The sequence below is a fragment of the Novosphingobium fluoreni genome, assembly GCF_014196615.1.
GTDB lineage: Bacteria > Pseudomonadota > Alphaproteobacteria > Sphingomonadales > Sphingomonadaceae > Novosphingobium > Novosphingobium fluoreni.
On record NZ_JACIDY010000004.1, the window covers coordinates 252,928 to 267,293 of the forward strand.

The window sequence follows — 14,366 nt, forward strand, 5'->3', positions numbered from 1 at the left end:
GATGAAGAACAAACAGTCCCGCGCGGTCTTGCCCCCGATCAAGGTGCGGGGCGAAAGATCATGGCTGCCATCATGTCGATCGCTTCGTGCAGGAATGCATCTTCCGGGGCGACCTCGTGATCTTCAGCTATGGCGTGATCACGGTCGATGATCATGTCGTGAAAAACGCCGCTGGCATAGACCAGTCGTTCTATCATGAGTTGGTGCGGTAAATCCGGCGCAAGGGCCTGCACCAGTCCCAGTGCGCGTTCACTGGCCGGGCTAGCGTGCATTTCCTGCGCGCGCAGCGGCCGTCCTTCTCGCCATCGCATGACGCTGCGAAAGAAAGCGGCATATCGATGGACGCCATCCTCATCGACATAAAGGTAGGTCGGCAGCATCAGTGCGCGCAAGACACCGTGGCGATCTTGGGTCATGCCCTGCTGCTCAAGGTCTTGAAGCAGGACGGTGCGCATCTGATCCAGAACCGGCAAGCGGTGCGCCCAGATCGCACGAACCAGCCCGGCCCGATCGCCGAAGTGGTAATTGATCGCCGAGTTGTTGGCCATCTTGGCCTCCTGCCCGATCTGGCGGATGGAAACACCCAGCACGCCATGGTCACCAAAAAGGCGCTCGGCCGTGTCGATGATGGCTTGCGGGCTTGTTTTGGACTCAGTGGCAGGCATGCCGATATCCAATGAAGAGGCGGGCTTGGCTGTCAAGCAGGAGCAAGAGTTACCACGATCCCTTAGCCGTAACTTTTCGCGCCAGCGGCCACGGACCGCCGCCGGGATTATAGCGGCCTGGCGGCGCAATCGAATATGTCCGCCTGGGATCAATTCTCGTCGTTGACCCAGCGGATGAAGCGCCGCAGCGGCAGGAATCCATCGTGCGGCAGTCCCGCCTCTGTTATCCCGGCGCGGCCGATCCGGGTCACCCATTGCAAGCCTTGCGCCGCCGGGCGATCGGGCAAGTCCACGCGGCGCGCGTCGGGATAGATGCCGACCATCAGCGTAGCGCCGTTGGCATGGCGGATCGCGTCTGCCAGCCGGTTCACGCGCACGACATCGAAGACCCGCCCGTCGACTGGCCATTCGGCTGGTCGACGGGCGGCATCGCAAGGGAAATATCGCCACTCACCGTGCTTGACGAAATACGCGCCCCACCACCATGGCTGATGCCTCGCCTTCCCGTTTCAGAGATATCGATGACTCAGACCGACGACATTCCCGAAGGCTTCACGCTGCTTGACCCGCTCGGACCGTTTCATGAGTTGGTCGGCCCTTTATACGGTATGGAGCGCGATGACAGAACCGTCGTCGGCATGCGAGTGGACGAGAAGCATCGCAACAAAGGTTCGTACATGCACGGCGGCATGTTCCTCATGCTTGCCGATACATCGATGACGCTGGCCGGTATTGCCCGTCGCCCGGCGGATAAGGGCATCGTCACAGCATCGCTGACCAGCGACTTCATCGGCCCGGCAGCACCCGGAGACTGGATTGAGGCCGAAACCGAAGTTATCCGCGCCGGCAAGAGTGTTCTGTTCATGGCGGGCCTGGTCCGCCAGGGCGGAACATCGGGCAAGATCCTCATGCGCTACAGTGCCACGTTCCAGGTAGTGCCGACCATCCGCTAAAAGCTTGGTGCAATAGGTTCAGAGAGCTTAAGCGCCAGAACGGAACAAGATCGCGGCCTCATCGCGATTCCGCCGTCTCTGTCAATCGCCTGCCCCGTTATTAACGCGCCCTGCCCGCTTATCCACAGCGCACTCTTTGCCGCCAGATCGATACCTATGGTTCACTAATTCTTCTCGAGCCTCATCTCGGTAATGGGCACGCCAATGCCGAGGCCGTCGGCTAGACTGGCCAATACCGTCAGCGGGCCGAAGTTTGGCTTCGTCTTCGTCCAGCACCGCGTGACCCGGATCGGGATAGCGCACATCGAGAACCGCGCTACGAGCTTCCGGAACCTGCCTCACCATCGAACGCGACAACGAAAAAACATCCCTCCCACGTTCTTGCATGACAAGGCCAATCCTGACGGGCACGAGCCCATCCTTTGCATCGGCTGCGTGATCTTGTGCTTGCCAATAGGCCCTTTGCCGGCGCAATTCTTGTGCTCGCGCTGATGATGAAAGTCGTCATTCCGGCCGGCTTCATGCCGACCGTATCCAACGATCAGATTGTCGCCAGTATCTGCTCCGGCACTGGGCGGATGACGATGGCAATGCCGATTCCCGGCCTGCAGCATGGAAAGTCGGATGGAAGCGGTCATCAAGACAAGGCCGGGCAGCCTTGTATCTTTGCTGGCCTTTCAGCGCCAGCGTTTACCGGTGCCGATCCGCTTCTGCTGGCGATCACCATCCTGTTTATCCTGGTTCTCGGCTTGCGTCCGATGGCGCTACCGAATTCGACCGCGCCGCCTTATCTGCGTCCGCCCCTGAGAGGGCCACCTCTCTACTGATCTCAAACGTCGCGTCGGCGGCTGCAATTGTATGCGCCTCTCCCCCGGGGTCGGCGCGCATCCGCGTGACCATGGCCGTAGAAGGCCGCGATCATGCGCACGCCGGGCGGCGTCGACATCGTTCCCGACACTGCTTTCAAAAACACGCCGGTCCAGCACATCAAGGATATCCTGAATTACGTTCCAGGCGTCATCACCCAGACACGTATGGGCGACGACGCGCGCGCTTCGATCCGCGGCTCGGGTCTGTCACGCGCTTATGGCATTCGCGGCATCAGCGTGCTGATCGATGGCGTTCCGATGAACACCTCGGATGGCCTTTTCGATTTCTTTGAGATTGACCCCAGTGCCTATCGCTATGTCGAGATATATCGTGGTGGCAACGCTCTGCGCTACGGCTCCAATGCACTGGGCGGCGCCATCAATCTGGTTACGCCGACCGGGCGCGACACCGCACCGCTCGACGCGCGCATCGACAGCGGCAGCTTCGGCTACATCAAGGGCCAAGCCAGCACCGGCAGGATTGTGGGCGATTTCGACTATTTCGCGACTGTATCTGCGCAGTCCAACAAGGGCTATCGCGATCATAGCAACGGCAATGCGATCCGCGGCAATTTCAATGTTGGCTATCGCTTCTCCCCCAACGCCGAAACGCGCTTCTATGTGACAGGGGCGACCACCAACCAGCACATTCCGGGCGAAGTGAGCAAGACGTCTGCACTTACCAATCCCCGCGTCGCCAATCCCGTCTGGGTAGCGCAGGACCAGCAACGCAACGTCGATTCGCTTCGCGTGTCCAACAGGACCCGCTTCAGCTTCGGCGACACGGCGCTAGAGGTCGGCGCCTTCTACAACCGGCGCCACGTCGACCATCCGATCTTCCAGTATATCGACTTCACGGTCGATGATTATGGCGCATTTGCACGTATCGTGGATGATCGCTTGATCGGCGGTACGCGCAATCGGCTGATCGTCGGCACCAGTGTCCACAACGGCAAGATCGACACCAATCAGTATGTGAATATCGCCGCGACCAAGGGTGCCCTGGCCGCCTCCATGATCGATAGATCGCGCAACCTGTCGTTCTATGCAAAAGATTGCCTGTTCATCCTGCCAAAACTATCGCTTGTTGCGGGCGCGCAATATCTCGATGCCGTCCGCGACCGTCGTGACCGCTTCCTGTCGAATGGCGACCAGTCGGGTCGCGAGCACTTCAGCCTGTGGAGCCCCAAAATCGGCACGCTCTGGGATATCGCTCCAGGAACTCAGGCCTTCGCGAATATTTCGCGTAGCGCCGAAGTGCCGAGCTACGACGCGAATATCATCACCGCCGTCGACCTCAAGCCACAGCGCGCGACGACTTTTGAAATCGGCACACGCGGACATAGCGGCGTGGTCCGCTGGGACGTCTCGCTCTACAGCTCCCAAATCGATGATGAGTTGCAGTGCCTTACAACAGGGCCATTCAATGCCTGCTCTATCATCAATTCCGGTCGCACCATCCATCGAGGCATCGAGGCCGGGCTGACCGGCGATATCCCCGTCTCGGCGTCGGGAGACAAGCTGATGCTGAACGCCGCCTACACCTACAGCGACTTCACGTTCGATGTCGACCCCAACTACGGAGGCAATGAACTGCCTGGCATTCCCAAGCATTATCTGCGCGCAGAACTGCTCTACAAGCATTTCAGCGGTCTATATGCAGGTCCCAACGTCGAATGGGCACCGGGCCATTATTTCGCGGACAATGCCAACGCTCTGACGGTCGATCCCTATGCACTGCTGAACCTTAAAGCCGGGTTCGACGCCAGCAAGCATTGGTCGGTCTACGTGGAAGGCCGCAACCTGACCGACAAACGCTATATCGCTACCGTCGCGGTCGCTGGGATTGCCAGCGCAGATTCAGAGCTTTTCAACCCGGGTACCGGTCGCGCAGCATTCGGCGGCGTACGCGTCACATGGTGACGCGCACCGGGCCGGTACCACCACCGGCGAGCACCGCCTATCGCACGATCTGGCGCTGGCATTTCTATGCCGGGTTGTTCGTGCTGCCTTTCATCCTAATCCTCTCGGTGACGGGTGCGATCTATCTGTTCAAGCCTCAGATAGATCGGTGGGAAGAACGGTCCTACCACGGGCTTTCCATGTCGGACGCTGTAGCACCGGACAGACAGCTGACGGTCGCACTTGCCGCAACCCCGGGCATGCAATTCAACTATTACCGCCTGCCCGAGCGACCAGGCGATGCCGCGATGATTCATGTAATCGCGCACGACGGCGCGCAGCGAGACGTCTTCGTCTCGCCCCAAGGCAAAGTGCTGGGAATTCGCGATCCGACCACCAGGATTTCGGAGACCGTGGCCCGCATTCATGGCTCGCTGCTGCTGGGCAATGTTGGCGACTGGCTCGTAGAACTCGCCTCGAGTTGGACGATCGTCATGATCTTGAGCGGTCTTTATCTTTGGTGGCCGCGACCATTTCGGCTCGCCGGCACCCTTTGGCCCCGCCTTTCTTTAAGAGGTCGGCCGTTACTCAAGGATGTCCATCGCGTAACCGGATTCTGGATCGCTGGGCTAGTTCTAGCGATGCTGGCCAGCGGCCTTCCGTGGGCTGGCGTCTGGGGCAGCGCCCTTAAACTGGTGCGGACCGAGCTTGGCTTGGTCAAAGGGCCGCAGGACTGGAAGGTTGGCGTCGATGGCGGCCATGCCGGGCATCATCCCCTGATGCCGATGGCCATGCCGTCGACCGCGCCAGCGGACGGGCTGCCTTTGTCGGTATTCGTTTCGAAAGCGCGCGATCAGCATCTGGCATTTCCAGCGCTGGTTATCCCCCCCCATACCCCGCAGCGTTTCGGTCCGCCGACCGGCAATGAATGGACCGCGAAATCAGAGGCCCAAAACCGGTGGTTGGGGCGACAAGTGACTTTTGATCCGGTCACCGGAGCGGAAACCGGACGACGCAGCTTTCGCGACCAACATATCGTTGACCGGGTCGTCAACACAGGCATCGCGTGGCACGAAGGGCAGCTGCTGGGCTGGGCGAACCAGCTGATCGGCGTGCTCACTGCCATTGCCCTGATCACGATCAGCGTCCTCGGCATAGCAATGTGGCTGAAACGAAAGCCGGCCGACGGTATCGGTGCGCCACCTGCGACCGGAGCAGCCAGCAAGCCCTGGGTGACAGCAGTCGTGGTGGTGCTGGCGCTGTTGCTCCCGCTGTTCGGCGCATCAGTGCTTGTCTTGCTGATCATCGACCGATTCGTCGCCCGCCATGGCGGGCGTCTTGCCGTTTTGCAGAATGAAACGCCGGGTAAATAGGCCTTGCGAAGCCCGACCTCCGGTGGCTTTGATCGCCGGGGGCTGCACACTGATTTACCCGGCGCTCGCCCATCGTCGATTGGCACCATTTAGCATATTGATGCTGAATCAGACCGTCACCCCGACTGCACACTGGCTTTTTGAACGGCATCGCCAGTAGGCGATCGTCCGATTTTAAGCCTAGATGCGGAGATATTCAACGCTAGTGCGGGCGCGGCCCTCGATAATAGCAGGTCTTGGTAATGCGGATGAGGAAGCGGCCGGTATGGCCGCATCGGGACAAAAAGCCGTCTGCAATATGCCCCTTTCACTCCGCTTCAGCGACCCGGCCGCACCAGCATGAAGCGATCGAGCCGCTATGTCGGCCATTTCATAACGAAGGCAAATACGCCGCTATCGGCTTCATAATGCACATCACCTCCATGTGCTCGAGCTATTCCTCGAACAACCGCCAGACCAAGCCCTGATCCTCCCTGTGACTGCGTGCCACGCACAAACTGACTGAACGCGTCCCGTTCGAGGTCGTGCGGAAGTCCTAGTCCTGCATCAGCGACCGTAATCGACGCTTCACCGTTCACGCCGCTTGTGGATATTGTCAACACGCAAGGGTCCGCGTGTCGGCTGGCATTGTCGACGAGCGCCAGGATTGCCTGCCGAATGCGGCCGATATCGGCCCGAGCCGTGCAGGGGTGGTCCAGCTTCAGCGAAAATCCAACCGGCTCCAACATCAATGTCAGCGTCGGTGCCATATCAACGACTTCCGAGGACAAGTCGACTTCAATCAACAACAATTCTAGCTGACCGCTGCCCGCCAGGCTGACACTACGGAGATCTTCGACCAAGCGGGTCAAGCCGGAGACCTGCTTCAGCAAACCGTCGATCAGGGGTGCGTCGAGTGGGAGACGCCGTCCTTTGCCCCCTGCAGGCGCCCCTGCAGGATCGTGAGCGGCGTACGCAGTTCATGCGCGATCTGAGCATTCCAGACGCTGACGTCGTCGGCCATGCGCTGCAATCGAGCGGCCATCGCGTCCGCGCCAATCCGCAGAGCCTGAAGCTTGTCGAGATCCTGATCCAGCGCGGTGATAACGATTATGGGAGTTCCGCCGCGGCGTCTCACTTTGGATAGCACCTCCCATCCGTCGACCAGCGGCATGGTGATGTCGAGCAGAATGATGTCGGGCCGCAATGCTAGATGAACATCCAATGCCGTGCGACCATCCGCTGCCTGAACCGTCCTGAATTCTTCTCGCTCCAGATAAGCGCGGAGGATATCGGCGATGTCCTTGTCGTCTTCGGCGATCAGGGCGAGCGGGCTCATACCGAGGCGATAGCAACCGGCTCGCGTTGCCGGCCAGAGCCTCAACACAATCTCCACACAACCTCGACGTAACGACAATGCGGCGGGCCAATAGGGCCTCATGAACGTCATGCCCTTTCGAAACGCTCTGATGCCGCTGCTGTTGGCCCCGCTGCTTGCCGCGTGCGTTACCGAAGCGCCCGCCGCCAAACCCGATGAGGTGGAGGTGCTGACCGCTGCAGCTCAGCCAGCCCCAGCCAGCGTGGCCGATGAATTGCCGGGACGGGTTGTTGCGTGGCGGACCGCAGAAATTCGAGCGCAAGTGGGCGGGATCGTCCAGCGGCAGCTCTTTCAGCAGGGCGCGATGATCCACGCCGGCCAACCGCTGTTTCAGATCAGCCTAGCGCCCTATCGCGCGGATAAAGATACCACGCGCGCCACGCTGCAAAAGGCTTCGGCGGCGCTGTCACGAGCACGCGCACAAGCGGGACGGCTGAAGGCGCTAGTCGCGGCGGATGCGATCAGCCGCCAGGGCTATGACGACGCCGTCGCCGCGCGCGATCAGGCGGCGGCCGAGGTCGCGGAGGCCCGCGCGACGCTGCGATGCCGGCAGTTCGACGTCGGCTTTTCGCGCGTGACGTCTCCAATCGCTGGTCGCATCGGCGCAGCCGCTGTCACAGAAGGCGCATTGGTGACGGTAGCCGACGTTAATCCCCTGGTGGTTGTCCAGCAGATCGACTGCGTTATGTCGACCTGCGCCAACCAGCGGATCGCTTCGCCAACTTGCGCGCAGCCGGTGAGACCGATGCCCTTGTCGAGATCGTGACCGCGAGCAGCCAGGTGCATCCCGTGAAAGGCCATGTCCTGTTCTCTGGCATAGCGGTAGATCCGGGCACCGGCGACGTATTGGTACGCGTCGCCGTCGATAACCCGGTTGAGCGGCTGCTGCCGGGCATGTTCGTACGCCCCCGCCTGCCCCGCCTCGTCGCTGCCGGTGCGCTCAGCGTGCCACAGCAGGCGGTGACCCGCGATGCCCGCGGGCAGGCTCAGGTCAGCGTGGTGGGACAGCAGGATCGGGTACACGTCCGCCGCGTGACGGCGGGCGATGTCGTTGGCGGCCGCATCCTCGTCCTTTCGGGCCTTCGCGCCGGCGAACAGGTGATCGTCGAGGGGCAGGATCGGGTGCAGATTGGCACCCCGGTCAAACCCATGCCTTGGCGCGGGCGCTGAGCCGATGACGCGTTTTTTTATCGACCGCCCGATCTTCGCCTGGGTTATCGCTATCGCCATTATCCTGCTGGGTGCCATCGCACTGCCGCAGTTGGCCAGCTGAAGACGCCCGAAGACTTCGCCGGCATCATCCTCAAGGCTAACACGGACGGTTCATCAGTGACGCTCGACAAGGTGGCGCGCATCGAATTGGGGCGGCAGAGTTTCGGCACCGCCACGCGCGAGCACGGTAAAGTCGCCGCCGCCGCCGCGATCCAGTTCTCCCGGCGCCAATGCGGTCGCGATGTCAAAGGCCGTGAACGAACGCATGGCCGAGCTTTCGCGCGCTTTTCCGCGCGGCGTCAGCTGGTCCGCGCCGTTCGACACCGCCCCATTCGTGCGGATCTCGATCGAGAAGGTGCTGCATACTCTCGTCGAGGCGATGGTCCTGGTATTCCTGGTGATGTACCTGTTCCTGCAGAACATCCGCTACACGCTCATTCCTGCTATTGTCGCCCCCATCGCGCTGCTCGGCACGGTGTCGGTGATGCTGGTGGCAGGCTATCCTTCGATCAGCATCACCGGCTCGCCTGCGTCCGGCGTGTCCAGTGGGAACGCGATGAAGTCGATGGAGGAACTCGCCGCCAACCTTCCCCGTGGCTTCGCGGTCGAGTGGACTGGCGCCTCCTTGCAGGAACGTGAAGCGGGATTTCAAGCACCCATGTTGCTCGCCCTGTCACTGCTCGTCGTGTTCCTGGTCCTGGCCGCACTTTATGAAAGCTGGTCGATCCCGGCGGCGGTGATGCTGGTGGTGCCCTTGGGCCTGACCGGCGCGGTGGCCGCTGTCATGCCGCGGGGCATGGCGAACGACATCTTCTTCCGCGTCGGCTTGATTACCATCATCGGCTTGAGCGCCAAGAACGCGATCCTGATCGTCGAGTTCGCCAAGCGCTATCGCGAGGTGGGGATGAGCCTGGTCGATGCGGCGCTCGCCGCCGCGAAAGTGGGGCTGCGGCCAGCCGCTGACGACCAACGACATCCAAATGGGCAGACGACTCTGCGTCGTGCCTTCTTGGATCGCCTAAAACTGACGGTGAGCGCACGCTATTATTCGAGCGTGGTCGATGAGCAGGGCAGCTTCGTCTAAGGCGGCCGCTCCCGCCCAATCTACGCCGTTCGCGAAGGCATTTCGCGACCTTGGAACCGGACGTTCAAAATGCTTTCTAGTTGCATGAATAAGGCATCAAGTATCGTTCCCGTTGCGCTCGTGATTGGGGGCACGTTCACGGTAGGCTATGAAACTGGCGAGTGTCGCACGCTGCAGCGTGAGAGACGTTTGCCCGATTGGAACGGGTCGATCGCAAAGGCACAGGATGCCGCCAAGCGGTAGGCGACGAAGGTGCATGAGACGCCGTCAGCGGCTATGTCGAACCGATACACCGTTAGAGGCGCTTCCTCGCTGCCAACCGCGCCGCGTGGTTTGTGATGCTCTGGCCGATGAGGTTGCGCAGCGCCTCGCCCGCCTCTCGTTGCGCCGTCGCGTCGTTGAAGACCGCGTGGCCTGCCGCAAAGAGGCGCACCGTGAGGCGCTGTGACCCGCCAGCCGCAGCGCGGTAATCATGCAGCGGCAGTTCGTAAGGGATGATCAGGTCATAATAGCCGAGCGCGAGCAGGGCACTCGATCGATCGCGATTGATCTGGGCCATCAGAATGGACGCGATATGCTGCTCCGCGGGCAAAGCATTCCATCGCCAGGAATCGTACACCGCCCCGTTGTAGCGGACATAGGTCGAAGTGACCGGATAGCCGACGGCATTCCTGAAATAGCCGTCGATGGCATCGTCCCAGCTGAAATTCATCGTCCAGCGCGAGGTCGATGGATCGTCATACGGTGGAGGCGCCTTCCCGGTCAGCGCAAGCAGCGCATGTGCCCGAGAGTCGCCGAGGCCGATGCGCTCCGCTCTGTCGGCCAGCAAGAGTTTGACGAAGGCATCGATCGGGACGACGAGCGATGATCGATCAATCTGCGCCGATGGCACGCCGGTGAATGCCGAAACGTCGTCCGCGACCCGCGCACGATCGACCGGCGACAGACGCTCCTTGCGCTCGAGCGCCGCGCGATAGCGGCCTTGGGCAAACGCGAAGGCTTTGCGCTGCAACTCGTCCGCCGGAAGTGTGGAATAGGCGCCTTTATGGTAATAAGCCGCTGCAGCCGCCAGGCTCGGCAGTGCGCCGACCGCATTGGCGATGAACCCGCGCGCTTTTTCATCGTCTTCGACGGCCAATGTGCTGGGGGAAATCAGCAAATAGCCGTCAAACAGTATCGGCCGCGTCCGCCGGCCGAGTTCGGCGGCAACGAGGCCCAAGCGGACGCCGCCGTAGCTCTCTGCGGCGATCAGCTTGGGTGATCCTCGTCGTCCATGCTGCTCCAGCCATCGCGCCATGAAGTCCGCCATGACTTTCGCATCATCGCGGACAGAGGAGAAGTGCCGCACCGCACCCGCCGTAAATTCGCGTCCGTAGCCGGTGCCGGGCGGGTCGATGAACACGAGGTCGGTCGCGTCCAATGGACTGCCGTTGTTGTCGACGTAGGTCCCGACCGATCGGACCGCCATATCGGGATTGCGACTGACGACCTTTTTCGGCGCGAATGCATCGTGAAGACCAGAGGCGGACGATCCCGGCCCTCCATTGAAGACGAACATGACGGGGCGGGCGGCGGGATTGGCGCTTTGCCGCAGATAACTGACCGAGAACATCGTCGCGTCCGGCCGGGACGCTCCCGGCGTGATGCTGATCGGACTTTCCTGGGCAGTGATGGTGTATCGAATTGTACGACCCCGAAGGATCGCTTCTGACTGGCGCGTTGCCGACCGGAGAGGAGGCACTGCGCGGGCGGCGGTTCCGGCATCCGCATTGCCTTGTGATACGCTGGCACAAGCCACGACCATGAGCGCGGTTTGGATAAGATACTTCACTGTGCGAGATCCTGCTGGCCTTGGGAGGGAAGCGACCCGATCCCCGGTGGTATGCCCCGGCTTTGCGCCGCAGCTCGACATACCGCGATCGAACGGCTGCCAACGAAGCATCGAATGGCACGCGCGAAGTCTACCCTGCTGGCATCGTCAAGGTAGAACATGTGACCTGCCGGATAATGGACGCTGAGCGTTTGAGTCGCTGGCACCGACCATTGATTCAAAAGGAAAGCATCCGCACCAACGCTGGCTGCGGTATCGTAAAGGCCGCCCGCCACCAGCACCTTGAGCGCGGGGTTGATCCGGAGCGCAGCAGCGAATTCACCGGCATAATCGTATTTGGAAAACGGCGTTGCGACCGGCGCGTAGGTCCAGCGCCCGTCCAGCGCGTCGTTGTATACGCGGTAGCTGTACGATGCCGGCACCCCGACGCCTTCGTTGAGCACGCGCGACAGCTTTGCTGCGATCACCGTATCCAGCGCGTTCGTCGACGGATCGCCCGCGCCATTGACTGGACCAAGATAACGCGCGTCGTAGGTTCCGAGCACCTGTCCCGTCGGACGGAAGGCCTCGTTACGATATTCGTCCTTGGTGATCGACAGATGTTTCTGGAAAAAGGCAGGCGCAAGGCCGCTGAAGGCGGCAAGTTGGCCTACGATCGCGCTTCGCTCGTCCACGGACAATGAATTTTCGCGATACAGCGCGGAGAGGTAAATCGAAGAGAATGCAAGGGCGTCAGCTACGACGCCGTCTACCGAGCGATCGTGCCGGTCAACTTTCCTGTGATACCAGGCGAGCGCCGCAATTGTCGGAAAGCCCGCCGCGATTCCTGTGACGTTACCCGGTCGCTGCAACGTATTCACGATTTCGATCGACTGCGAGATGAGGATCGCGCCTTCGACGGCGAGTGGCGTGCAGTGTCGTTCCCCGTTGCAGCTCAACACGCGTAGAATGCTGGCGACCCTCTGTGCCCCGTAGCTCTCGCCCGCCAGGAACGCGGGAGCGGCCTCACGATGATGCCGCTTCAGCCATTGCCGGATGACACCGGCAATGTAGGCGGCATCGCCGACCGCCGAATAGGCCTCGCCCGCCGCGCCTCGCGAGGCGAGCCGACTGAAGCCGGTACCGATCGGATCGATCAGAACGATATCGGCGACGTCGAGCGGGGTGTCGTGATTGTCGACGATGGTGCCAGTTGGTCCGCGCGCCTCCGGGCCGCTGACCTGGACGCGCCGCAGGCCCAACATCCCGAGGTTGAGGTAGGCGCTGCTCGAACCCGGGCCACCATTGAACGCGAAGATCACCGGGCGCCGGCTATCACCCGAATGTGCGGTCAGGCTGGTCAGATAGACGCTGCCCAACGGCCGACCGGATCGCCCCTGCGCCGGATAGCGTTCGAGCGCGGCAACGACGGTAAGACGCTGTCCGTTCACCGTGACATCGTGCTGGCGTCTGCTTTCGGGGGGTAAGATGCCGGACCGGCCGGTCGCCTGCACAGGGGCAACGACTATTGGCCCGAGCGTCAGCAGCGCTAAGGCAGATCGACCCATCCTGCCGCAACGCATACGGGCCATTATCGAACTGCCTGGGCGTCGAGTGTCGCCACGATGAAGGCGCGCATGTCATCCAGCAACGCCCGGCGATGCTCGCTGTCGAGATACATCATGTGCCCGGTCGGATAATATCTCATCGTCGTGCGATCCAACGGAATCCCACCATGGCCGATATTGTACTGGGCCGACGATACGGGCGACGAGAAGTCGTAATAGCCCGATGCGACGAACAGGCGCATGCCCGGGTTTCGTGTCATCGCCGCGCCGAGCTTCGGAGCCGGATTGATGAACGCTTCGTTGCTGAGATCGTAGGTCCAGTCCGAGGAGATCACGCCGACATACGGTTTGTCGGTCGTCACGCCGAGACCCAACGACAGATACGCGCGCATGGCGTTCAAATAGGGAAGCGCGGCGGCCGACAGCGACGGGTCGTAGCGCTCGCCCGCGTCGAAAACCTGACTGTTACCAATCGAATAGCGGGCATCGAAGCGGCCGATCCGCAGACCCTGGTCACGCAATAGCAGCCGGCGGAAAGCGTCCGGATCGATGCGAAGGTCCGCCCTTATCCATTCGTCTTTCGAAATGCCGGTCAGCTGGGCAAGGCGGCTGGCCACATTGGCCTTGTCGGTTGCGCTCAACCCCTGTCCCCGAGCGAGCGCGGAGACATAATCGCGCTCGGCAAAACGCTGGCTTTCGGCCACCGCGTCAGCGACTGACGACACCGCACTTGCCTGGTAGCGGTTATAGTACCAGGCTGCGGCGGAATAGCTCGGCAGAAAGAGTTCGTACCCGCGATCATAACCGGGCGGCATGATCACCGTCCCCCAGTCGAGTCCCTGCGAGATGAGGAAGGCACCGTTGAAGGTCATGAACGGATCGTCGTCTACGATCATCGCGGTCCTGATCGATCCGTAGGATTCTCCGCCGACGAAACGGGGGGATTGCCAGCGGCCATGACGGGTCAGCCAAGCGCGAATAAACTTCGCGATGGACGAAGCATCGGCCGTGGTCTTGAAAAAGGCCTCGTCCTTCGTGCTTCCGACGGCGTGGCTGAACCCCGTCCCGACGGGATCGATAAACACCAGATCGGTGACATCGAGCAAGGCGTCTGGATTGTCGACGAGTGGGTTGCCTGGGCTGGACCGATCGCTGCCACCCGACGGACCGTTCAAAGCAACAATTTTGGGGCCGAAGGCACCCATCTGTATCCAAAAGGAAGCCGAGCCGGGGCCGCCATTGTAGAGAAAGGTAACCGGCCGGGTTGCGGGCGCTTTGGTGATCGCGGTGTAGCCGACGGAGAAAATTTCTGCTTCGGGCTGGCCGTTTTCGCCTGCAATCGGAACCGTCTCGGCGATCGCCTCATAGTGGATCTCGGCTTTGCCGAACCGCCCCTTGTGTTTGGTGATGCTGGGCTTGAAGCCCTGCGCATCGCCCCGGCCCTCGCCAGCGCCGGTCGTCGGCACGACCGTCTCTGCCATCGCCGACGCAAGCGGCACGGTCACGGACAGGAGCGCGATCATCACGATACGAATGACAGTCATAGATCCCCCGTTCGACACCACTGCGACCG

General features: G+C 61.5%; 14 protein-coding genes and 2 pseudogenes. 8 read left to right on the plus strand and 8 right to left on the minus strand.

The annotated features are described in order from the left end of the window. Positions 1 to 38: 38 nt before the first annotated feature. Entirely contained in the window at positions 39 to 701 is a 663-nt protein-coding gene (locus tag GGR39_RS10290; RefSeq protein ID WP_242867145.1) for a TetR/AcrR family transcriptional regulator, read from the minus strand. 113 nt (positions 702 to 814) lie between these two features. Then, a complete protein-coding gene (locus GGR39_RS10295) occupies positions 815 to 1,036 on the minus strand; it encodes a hypothetical protein (protein WP_343055852.1) in 222 nt (73 codons plus the stop codon). Between GGR39_RS10295 and GGR39_RS10300 the strand changes: the two genes are divergently transcribed. The 4 genes from GGR39_RS10300 (at position 1,007) to GGR39_RS10315 (ending at position 5,762) form a co-directional block, all read left to right on the plus strand. Next, positions 1,007 to 1,618, plus strand: a complete 612-nt coding sequence (locus tag GGR39_RS10300; protein WP_183617040.1) for a PaaI family thioesterase — start codon at positions 1,007 to 1,009, stop codon at positions 1,616 to 1,618. The two genes, GGR39_RS10295 and GGR39_RS10300, sit on opposite strands and share 30 nt — an antisense overlap. Before the next feature lie 422 nt (positions 1,619 to 2,040). Next, positions 2,041 to 2,445 (plus strand): DUF2946 family protein, encoded by a 405-nt coding sequence (locus GGR39_RS10305; RefSeq protein ID WP_246388608.1) that lies wholly within the window; start codon positions 2,041 to 2,043, stop codon positions 2,443 to 2,445. 93 nt (positions 2,446 to 2,538) lie between these two features. Next, the gene (locus GGR39_RS10310; RefSeq protein WP_183617041.1) at positions 2,539 to 4,410 is read left to right on the plus strand and encodes a TonB-dependent receptor family protein; all 1,872 of its coding nucleotides are present in this window, start codon (positions 2,539 to 2,541) and stop codon (positions 4,408 to 4,410) included. Then, complete coding sequence (locus GGR39_RS10315; protein ID WP_183617042.1) at positions 4,404 to 5,762, plus strand: PepSY-associated TM helix domain-containing protein; 1,359 nt, start codon at positions 4,404 to 4,406, stop codon at positions 5,760 to 5,762. The genes GGR39_RS10310 and GGR39_RS10315 overlap by 7 nt, the downstream gene beginning before the upstream one ends. A gap of 356 nt (positions 5,763 to 6,118) precedes the next feature. On the opposite strand, the gene GGR39_RS10320 is transcribed toward GGR39_RS10315, so the two are convergent. After that, positions 6,119 to 6,613 (minus strand): sensor histidine kinase, encoded by a 495-nt coding sequence (locus GGR39_RS10320; protein WP_183617043.1) that lies wholly within the window; start codon positions 6,611 to 6,613, stop codon positions 6,119 to 6,121. A gap of 29 nt (positions 6,614 to 6,642) precedes the next feature. Further along, positions 6,643 to 7,080 carry a response regulator gene (locus GGR39_RS10325; protein ID WP_246388609.1) on the minus strand — a complete coding sequence of 146 codons (438 nt, stop codon included), beginning with the start codon at positions 7,078 to 7,080 and terminating at the stop codon, positions 6,643 to 6,645. 100 nt (positions 7,081 to 7,180) lie between these two features. Here GGR39_RS10325 and GGR39_RS17400 point away from each other — a divergent pair, with 100 nt between their 5' ends. Further along, positions 7,181 to 7,885: an efflux RND transporter periplasmic adaptor subunit gene (locus GGR39_RS17400; RefSeq protein ID WP_281374477.1), complete on the plus strand. Its 705-nt coding sequence runs from the start codon at positions 7,181 to 7,183 to the stop codon at positions 7,883 to 7,885. Continuing rightward, positions 7,843 to 8,289: an efflux RND transporter periplasmic adaptor subunit gene (locus GGR39_RS17405; protein WP_281374478.1), complete on the plus strand. Its 447-nt coding sequence runs from the start codon at positions 7,843 to 7,845 to the stop codon at positions 8,287 to 8,289. The genes GGR39_RS17400 and GGR39_RS17405 overlap by 43 nt, the downstream gene beginning before the upstream one ends. Before the next feature lie 156 nt (positions 8,290 to 8,445). Here the strand turns inward: GGR39_RS17405 and GGR39_RS17410 are convergent, their stop codons facing one another. After that, on the minus strand, positions 8,446 to 8,598 hold the full coding sequence (locus GGR39_RS17410; protein ID WP_183617131.1) for a hypothetical protein: 153 nt from the start codon (positions 8,596 to 8,598) through the stop codon (positions 8,446 to 8,448). Between GGR39_RS17410 and GGR39_RS17415 the strand changes: the two are divergent. Both GGR39_RS17415 and GGR39_RS17420 read left to right on the plus strand, forming a co-directional pair. Continuing rightward, a pseudogene (locus GGR39_RS17415) lies at positions 8,597 to 8,767 on the plus strand (efflux RND transporter permease subunit); the annotation flags it as partial. The gene GGR39_RS17410 and the pseudogene GGR39_RS17415 sit on opposite strands and share 2 nt — an antisense overlap. A gap of 60 nt (positions 8,768 to 8,827) precedes the next feature. Then, positions 8,828 to 9,286 (plus strand): annotated as a pseudogene (locus GGR39_RS17420) (efflux RND transporter permease subunit); the annotation flags it as partial. Positions 9,287 to 9,710: 424 nt separating this feature from the next. Here the strand turns inward: GGR39_RS17420 and GGR39_RS10345 are convergent. The 3 genes from GGR39_RS10345 to GGR39_RS10355 all read right to left on the minus strand — a co-directional run bounded on the left by GGR39_RS10345 (position 9,711) and on the right by GGR39_RS10355 (position 14,337). Beyond that, positions 9,711 to 11,027, minus strand: coding sequence for a S10 family serine carboxypeptidase-like protein (locus GGR39_RS10345; protein ID WP_183617045.1), 1,317 nt, complete (start codon positions 11,025 to 11,027; stop codon positions 9,711 to 9,713). A gap of 215 nt (positions 11,028 to 11,242) precedes the next feature. Beyond that, positions 11,243 to 12,676: a S10 family serine carboxypeptidase-like protein gene (locus tag GGR39_RS10350; protein WP_183617046.1), complete on the minus strand. Its 1,434-nt coding sequence runs from the start codon at positions 12,674 to 12,676 to the stop codon at positions 11,243 to 11,245. A 140-nt stretch (positions 12,677 to 12,816) separates the two neighbouring features. Further along, the gene (locus GGR39_RS10355) at positions 12,817 to 14,337 is read right to left on the minus strand and encodes a S10 family peptidase (protein ID WP_183617047.1); all 1,521 of its coding nucleotides are present in this window, start codon (positions 14,335 to 14,337) and stop codon (positions 12,817 to 12,819) included. Positions 14,338 to 14,366 lie beyond the last annotated feature (29 nt).

Bases quoted from the DNA above. Each gene is read 5' to 3' on its own strand.
- GGR39_RS10315 (WP_183617042.1), top strand. From the start codon at position 4,404: ATGGTGACGCGCACCGGGCCGGTACCACCACCGGCGAGCACCGCCTAT.
- GGR39_RS10310 (WP_183617041.1), top strand. From the start codon at position 2,539: ATGCGCACGCCGGGCGGCGTCGACATCGTTCCCGACACTGCTTTCAAA.
- GGR39_RS17400 (WP_281374477.1), top strand. From the start codon at position 7,181: ATGAACGTCATGCCCTTTCGAAACGCTCTGATGCCGCTGCTGTTGGCC.
- GGR39_RS17410 (WP_183617131.1), bottom strand. From the start codon at position 8,598: ATGCGTTCGTTCACGGCCTTTGACATCGCGACCGCATTGGCGCCGGGA.
- GGR39_RS10300 (WP_183617040.1), top strand. From the start codon at position 1,007: ATGGCGGATCGCGTCTGCCAGCCGGTTCACGCGCACGACATCGAAGAC.
- GGR39_RS10325 (WP_246388609.1), bottom strand. From the start codon at position 7,080: ATGAGCCCGCTCGCCCTGATCGCCGAAGACGACAAGGACATCGCCGAT.
- GGR39_RS10345 (WP_183617045.1), bottom strand. From the start codon at position 11,027: ATGTTCTCGGTCAGTTATCTGCGGCAAAGCGCCAATCCCGCCGCCCGC.
- GGR39_RS10355 (WP_183617047.1), bottom strand. From the start codon at position 14,337: ATGACTGTCATTCGTATCGTGATGATCGCGCTCCTGTCCGTGACCGTG.